The organism is Actinomadura sp. NPDC049382, from assembly GCF_040677125.1.
Classification (GTDB): domain Bacteria; phylum Actinomycetota; class Actinomycetes; order Streptosporangiales; family Streptosporangiaceae; genus Spirillospora; species Spirillospora geliboluensis.
Genome location: NZ_JBFARO010000089.1, coordinates 26,204 through 32,391, shown reverse-complemented (window position 1 = coordinate 32,391; position 6,188 = coordinate 26,204). Strand labels below are relative to the sequence as shown.

The following is a 6,188-nucleotide window of genomic DNA, read 5'->3' as shown; positions in this document are numbered from 1 at the left end:
GGATGACGGACCCGGCGAGGACCAGCGCGGCGCGCGGGCCGACGGTGTCGCAGAGCGCGCCGAGGGCCGGGCCGCCGAACGCGCCGGACGCGGCGCCGACCATGCCCTGCGCGGCGATCACGCGGCCGCGCAGCCCGCCGGGGCTGTCCAACTGGACGCGGGTGGCGACGGTGGTGTCGAACACGACCGCGCAGGCCGCGATCGGCAGCATCGCGGCGCCGAACAGCAGCAGGTCCGGGGCGCCGCCGCTCAGCATCTGCCCGGCGCCGCACAGCGCCGCGGCGACCAGCAGCAGCCGGAGCGGGAGGCGGGTGCGGGAGGCGGCGTAGACGCCGCCGAGGACGGTGCCGACCGCGAACGCCACCGACAGGGCGCCGTACCCGGCGGCGCCCGCGCCGAGCGGCCCCTGGCTCATCGCGGCCATGGTGACCTGGTAGTTGCGGCCGAGGCTGCCGAGCACGAACGCCAGCCCGAACATGATCAGCAGCCGGGGCGAGGCGAGCACGTAGCGGAAGCCCGCGACGATGCCGCGCTCCCCCGGCTCGGCGGGCGGCAGCCGGTGCAGCTCGCCGCCGCGCATCAGGGCGATGGCGGCGAGGACGCCGAGGAAGCTCACCGCGTTCACCGCGAACGCGCCCGGCACCCCGGCGAGCGGGATCACGATCCCGGCGAGGCTCATCCCGAGGATGCGGCCGCCGGAGCTCAGCACCGAGCCGAGCGCGAGGCCGTTGGACAGGTCCTCCTGCCCGACCACCTCGGCGCCGAACCGGCCGAGCGCGGGCGAGGTCAGCGCGGTCGCGACGCCGGAGACCAGCGTGATCGCGTACAGCCCTCCGGTGCCGCTCGGGTCCCCCGCCGCGATCACCGCGAGCAGGGCCGACAGCACCGCCTGGACCACCTGGCCCGCCGCCACGACGTACCGCGCGGGCAGCCGGTCGGCGATCACCCCGCCCCACGGCCCGATCAGCATCGTGGGCAGGGCCTGCAGGACGAGGCCGAGCCCGACGCTGGTCGCCGAGCCGGTGATCGACAGGATGAGCCAGTTCAGCGCGAGGACCTGCATCCACGTGCCGGTGATCGAGACGAAGTCCGCCACGGCCCACAGCCGGTAGTTGTGGTGGCGCAGCGAGCGCAGCATCACCGGGATAGCCAAGGTCTTCTCCCCCTAAAGGTCACACCAAGTGACCTCCAACGCCGGGTCTGCGGGAGGCGTTCCAAACCTGCGAAGTGTGCGAGATACATCACGTTTCCGCAGGTGAGCGCGGGGAAGGCGGGCGTCCCGCCGGATCCCCCGGCCCGCCGGGGCTAGGCTCGCCTTCGGCCGTCGGCGGGCGGGAAGATCACGAACGGAGTGGGACCGGGTGAGCGAGCGGGCGTTCTGGGTGGGCACGTACACCGGCGAGGCGGGCGCCGGCGCCGGGATCTACCGGGTGGCGCGGCGCTCCGACGGGACGCTGCGGGCGCCGGAGCTCGCGGCCGGGGCGGTGAGCCCGTCCTACCTGGCGGCGCAGCCCGGGAAGGGCGTCATCTACGCCGTGCGCGAGGAGGACGAGGGCGGTGTCGCCGCGTACGCGGTCGGGGGCGGGCGGCTGCGGGAGATCGGCCGGCGACCCGCGGGGGCGCTCCCGTGCCACCTGTCCGTGACGCCGGACGGCGGTCGCCTGGTCGCCGCCGACTACGGGTCCGGGACGGTCCGGGCCTACCCGCTGGCGGGCGACGGCGGGTTCGCCGGGGACGCCGCCGTGGCGGAGGGGCACGGCGCCGGGCCGCGCGCCGACCGGCAGGAGGGGCCGCACGCCCACATGTCCGCGCACGCCCCGGACGGGACGGTGCTCACGACCGACCTCGGCGCCGACCTCGTCCGCTCGTTCCGGATCGAGGGCGGCGCGCTGCGGCTCGCCGGGGAGACGCCGCTGCCGGCCGGGTACGGGCCGCGGCACCTGGCCGTCCACCCGGGCGGGTACGTGCACGTGCTGACCGAGCTGGCCGCGGCCGTGCTCGTGCTGCGGCCGGTGGACGGGTACACGCGGCTGGAGGTGGTCGCGGAGTCGCCCGCGACGGCCGGTCCGGCGGGCGGCACGGCCCAGGGCGCGGCGATCAAGCTCGGGGACGGCGGCCGGTACGTCTACACCTCCATGCGCGGCACGGACGTGGTGACGGCGCACCGGGTGCTGGACGGGGGCGCGGCGCTCGCGCCGGTCGCGGACGTCCCGTCGGGCGGGCACTGGCCCCGCGACCTGCACGTGGACGGCGAGTGGATGCACGTGGCGAACGAGCGGGGCGGCACGATCGCGACCTTCCGCATCGGCGGCGACGGCGTCCCGGCGCCGGCCGGGACGCCCCTCGCCGTCCCCTCGCCCGTATGCGTGATCCCCGCCTGACGGGCGTTTCCCGGGTGGCCCCACGGGCACGTGCCGGTCAATAGACCGGACGATCCAGGAGCATCCCGACATGACGACGATCGCGACGACCAACCCGGCGACGGGCGAGGTCGAGAAGACCTTCGAGGCGTTCACCGACGCGGAGGTCGACCGCCGCATCGCGCGCGCGGCGGAGACCTTCGCCTCGTACCGCAGCACCCCGCCGGAGCGGCGCGCGGAGTGGATGAACGCGGCGGCGGACATCCTCGACCGGGAGTCCGAGCAGATCGGCGCCATGCTGACGACCGAGATGGGCAAGACGCTGAAGGCGGCCGGGGCGGAGGCGCAGAAGTGCGCGAAGGCGTGCCGGTACTACGCGGAGCACGCGGCGGAGTTCCTCGCCGACCGGCGGCCCGCCGCGCCGGGCGACGTCGGCGCGTCCGACGCCTACGTCCGCTACCAGCCGCTCGGCCCGGTGCTGGCGGTCATGCCGTGGAACTTCCCGCTGTGGCAGGTGATCAGGTTCGCGGCGCCGGGCCTGATGGCGGGGAACGTGGGGCTGCTGAAGCACTCCTCGAACGTCCCGCAGACGGCGCTGTTCCTGGAGGACCTGTTCCGCCGCGCCGGGTTTCCCGAGGGCGCTTTCCAGACGCTGCTGATCGGCTCGGCGAAGGTCGAGCGGGTGCTGCGCGACCCGCGGGTGAAGGCCGCGACGCTGACCGGCAGCGAGCCCGCCGGCCGGTCGGTCGCCGCGATCGCCGGGGACGAGGTCAAGCCGAGCGTGCTGGAGCTCGGCGGCAGCGACCCGTTCGTGGTGATGCCGTCCGCCGACATCGAGGCCGCGGCGCGCACGGCGGCGGAGTCGCGGTGCCTCAACAACGGGCAGAGCTGCATCTCGGCGAAGCGGTTCATCGTCGACATCGGCTGCGCCGACGAGTTCGAGCGGCTGTTCGTGGAGCACATGCGCGCGCAGAGGGTCGGCGACCCGATGGACGACTCCACCGACGTCGGCCCGCTCGTCAGCGAGCAGGGCCGCGCCGACGTGGAGGAACTCGTCGCGGACGCGGTGGAGAAGGGCGCGACGGTGCTGTGCGGCGGGCGGCGGCCCGAGGGGCCGGGCTGGTTCTACCCACCGACCGTGATCGGCGGGGTGACGCCCGAGATGCGGATGTACCACGAGGAGGTCTTCGGGCCGGTCGCGTCGCTGTTCCGGGTCCGCGGGGTGTCGGAGGCGGTGGAGGTCGCGAACGCGACGGGCTTCGGGCTCGGCTCGAACGCCTGGACCCGCGACGACACCGAGCGGGAGCGGTTCGTCCGCGAGCTGGACGCCGGGCAGGTGTTCGTCAACGGCAAGACGACGTCGTACCCGGAGCTGCCGTTCGGCGGGGTGAAGCGGTCCGGCTACGGCCGGGAGCTGTCGGCGGACGGCCTGCGCGCGTTCTGCAACGCCAAGACGGTCTGGGTCGGCTGACTCGGCGTCACAGCTCCACGTGCCGGCCCACGCCGGCCTCGCGGGCGCGTTCGACGATCACCGAGGCGGCGGCCGTGTCCTGCACGCCGATGCCGACGCTGTTGTAGAAGACGATGCCGGCGGCGTCCTCCCGGCCGGGGGCCAGACCCGCGACGATGGGCCCGAGCGGCCGCACCTCCTCCGGGCTGAGGTGCCCGGCGCGGACGGCGGCCACGACGGGACCGGCGTGGTCGAGCGCGGTCGGCACATCGTCCACGACGACGGCCGCGGCGCGGGTGAGGACGGCGTCGTCGACCTCCGCCCGGTCCGGCGCGAACGACCCGACGCTCAGCACCGTGCAGCCGGGATCGAGCCACGCGCCGAGCACGACCGGCTCGGCGCTGGTGGTGGCGGTGACGACGATCTGCGCGCCCTCCACCGCCTCCCGCACGGACGCCGCCCGCTCGACCGGCGCGCCCAGCTCGTCCGCCAGCTCGGCGGCGACGGTGCAGGTGTCGGGATGGCGGCACGCCACGGCCGTCCGGGCGATCGGGCGGACCGCCGCCATCGCGCGGACGTGCGCGCGGCCCTGGACGCCGCAGCCCGCCACCGCGAGCCGGGACGCGTCCGGCACCGCGAGGTGGTCGGCGGCCACCGCGCTCGCCGCCGCCGTCCGCAGCGTCGTGACGGCCTCGCCCTCGATGATCGCGACGGGCCGGCCGTCGACCGGGTCCTGCACGGTCACGAGCGCGGCGACGGTCGGCAGCCCGCGCGCCGCGTTGCCGGGGTGCACGCTGCCGAACTTGGCGACGGCGCCGGTGCCGGGCAGCCGGGACACGTAGCAGAACGCGACGTCGCCGTCCGGGCCGTCCAGCAGCAGCCGGGGCGCGAGCCGCGCCTCCCTGCGGCCGAGCGCGCCGAACGCGGCCCGCTGCGAGGCGATCGCCGCCGGGAGGTCGAAGACGGCGCGCACGTCGGCGGCGGACAGCAGCAGGACATCGGCCATGGGGTGATCTTCGCGAGCCCGCCGCCGCGCTGTCGAGGGCGGAAGGGCAAGCGGTTCTTATCGATCACTACATGAGATCGCATGCTCGGCCGACTCGACGGCCGTCCCGCGACGTTCCACGCTTTCACCATCCCGCACCGCGAGCGACGGAGAGGCGCCGATGACCCCACTGACACCGCGGGACCGCCGCCGGTTCCGCCTGCTCGCCGCCGCCGGCGCCGGCCTGCTGCTGGCCCCGCTCGCCGCGGCGTGCGGGTCGGACGATCCGGGCGGGTCCGGGCCCATCAAGATCGGCGTCCCGGCGCCGCTGAGCGGGGACTCCGCCTCCGCCGGGCAGGACATCCTCGCCGCCGCCAAGGTCGCCGCGGCCGAGATCAACAAGGCCGGCGGGGTGGACGGCCGGACGGTCGAGATCGTCGAGGCCGACGACCAGTGCAGCGCCCAGCAGGGCGCGCAGGCCGCGCAGAAGCTGCTGAACAGCGGGGTCGTCGCGGTCGCCGGCGGGTACTGCTCGGGCGCCGCGGTGCCGGCGATCCCGATCTACGGACGGCGGAGCGTCCCGTTCGTGATGGACGCCTCCACCAACCCGTCCCTCACCGACTCCGGCAAGGGCAAGGTGTTCCGCACCTGCGGGCGCGACGACAACCAGGGCACCGTCGCCGCGAAGTTCATGACCGGCGAGCTGCGCGCGCGCCGGATCGCGCTGCTGCACGACAACACCACCTACGCCAAGGGCCTCGCGGACGCGGCGGCGAACTCGGTGAAGCAGCTCGGCGGGCAGGTCGTCTACGCGGACGCGCTGCAGCCCGGCCAGTCCGACTACAGCCCCGTCCTCACCAAGATCGCCTCGACGCGGCCGGACGTGCTGTACTTCACCGGCTACTTCGCCGAGGCGGGGCTGCTGATGAAGCAGCGCCGGCAGCTCGGGCTGAAGTTCACGCTGATGGGCGGGGACGCGACGACCGACTCGACCGTCCTGAAGACGGCGGGCCGGGCCTCCGCCGGCTACATCGCCACGACCGCGCCGCTGGCCAAGGACCTGCCCGCCGCCGGGAAGTTCGTGTCCGCCTACAAGGCCGCGAACGGCGCCGACCCCGGGCCGTTCTCGGTGTACGAGTACGACGCGGTCAAGGTCGTCGCGAAGGCCATCGACGACGCCGGGTCGACCAAGGGCGCGGACATCACCGCCGCCCTCCACAAGATCAAGGACTTCCCCGGCATCACCGGGCCCATCACCTTCGACGACAAGGGCGACCGGACCGACCCGCTCTACATCACCGTCCGCGTCGACGACGGCGCGTTCACCGCCTACAAGAAGCTCGACAAGAGCGGCGCCACCTGGGTGGACGCCAAGACCTCGTGACGAGACCCC

5 protein-coding genes are annotated in these 6,188 nt (G+C 74.9%); 3 read left to right on the top strand and 2 right to left on the bottom strand.

What is annotated here, in order from left to right; genetic code table 11:
- The coding region (locus AB0K34_RS33935; protein WP_364553035.1) for an MFS transporter at positions 1-1,153 on the bottom strand (1,153 nt) is incomplete at its 3' end.
- A gap of 208 nt (positions 1,154-1,361) precedes the next feature.
- Between AB0K34_RS33935 and AB0K34_RS33930 the strand changes: the two genes are divergently transcribed.
- Entirely contained in the window at positions 1,362-2,381 is a 1,020-nt protein-coding gene (locus AB0K34_RS33930) for a lactonase family protein (protein WP_301176096.1), read from the top strand.
- A 70-nt stretch (positions 2,382-2,451) separates the two neighbouring features.
- The gene (locus AB0K34_RS33925) at positions 2,452-3,831 is read left to right on the top strand and encodes an NADP-dependent succinic semialdehyde dehydrogenase (protein ID WP_138637047.1); all 1,380 of its coding nucleotides are present in this window, start codon (positions 2,452-2,454) and stop codon (positions 3,829-3,831) included.
- A gap of 7 nt (positions 3,832-3,838) precedes the next feature.
- Here the strand turns inward: AB0K34_RS33925 and AB0K34_RS33920 are convergent, their stop codons facing one another.
- The gene (locus tag AB0K34_RS33920) at positions 3,839-4,816 is read right to left on the bottom strand and encodes an ornithine cyclodeaminase family protein (protein ID WP_138637048.1); all 978 of its coding nucleotides are present in this window, start codon (positions 4,814-4,816) and stop codon (positions 3,839-3,841) included.
- Between the two features lie 160 nt (positions 4,817-4,976).
- On the opposite strand from AB0K34_RS33920, the gene AB0K34_RS33915 reads away from it, so the two are divergent.
- The gene (locus AB0K34_RS33915) at positions 4,977-6,179 is read left to right on the top strand and encodes a branched-chain amino acid ABC transporter substrate-binding protein (protein ID WP_138637049.1); all 1,203 of its coding nucleotides are present in this window, start codon (positions 4,977-4,979) and stop codon (positions 6,177-6,179) included.
- Positions 6,180-6,188: the final 9 nt, after the last annotated feature.

Coding starts and splice junctions, on each gene's coding strand:
- AB0K34_RS33925 (WP_138637047.1), top strand. CDS start 2,452: ATGACGACGATCGCGACGACCAACCCGGCGACGGGCGAGGTCGAGAAG.
- AB0K34_RS33920 (WP_138637048.1), bottom strand. CDS start 4,816: ATGGCCGATGTCCTGCTGCTGTCCGCCGCCGACGTGCGCGCCGTCTTC.
- AB0K34_RS33915 (WP_138637049.1), top strand. CDS start 4,977: ATGACCCCACTGACACCGCGGGACCGCCGCCGGTTCCGCCTGCTCGCC.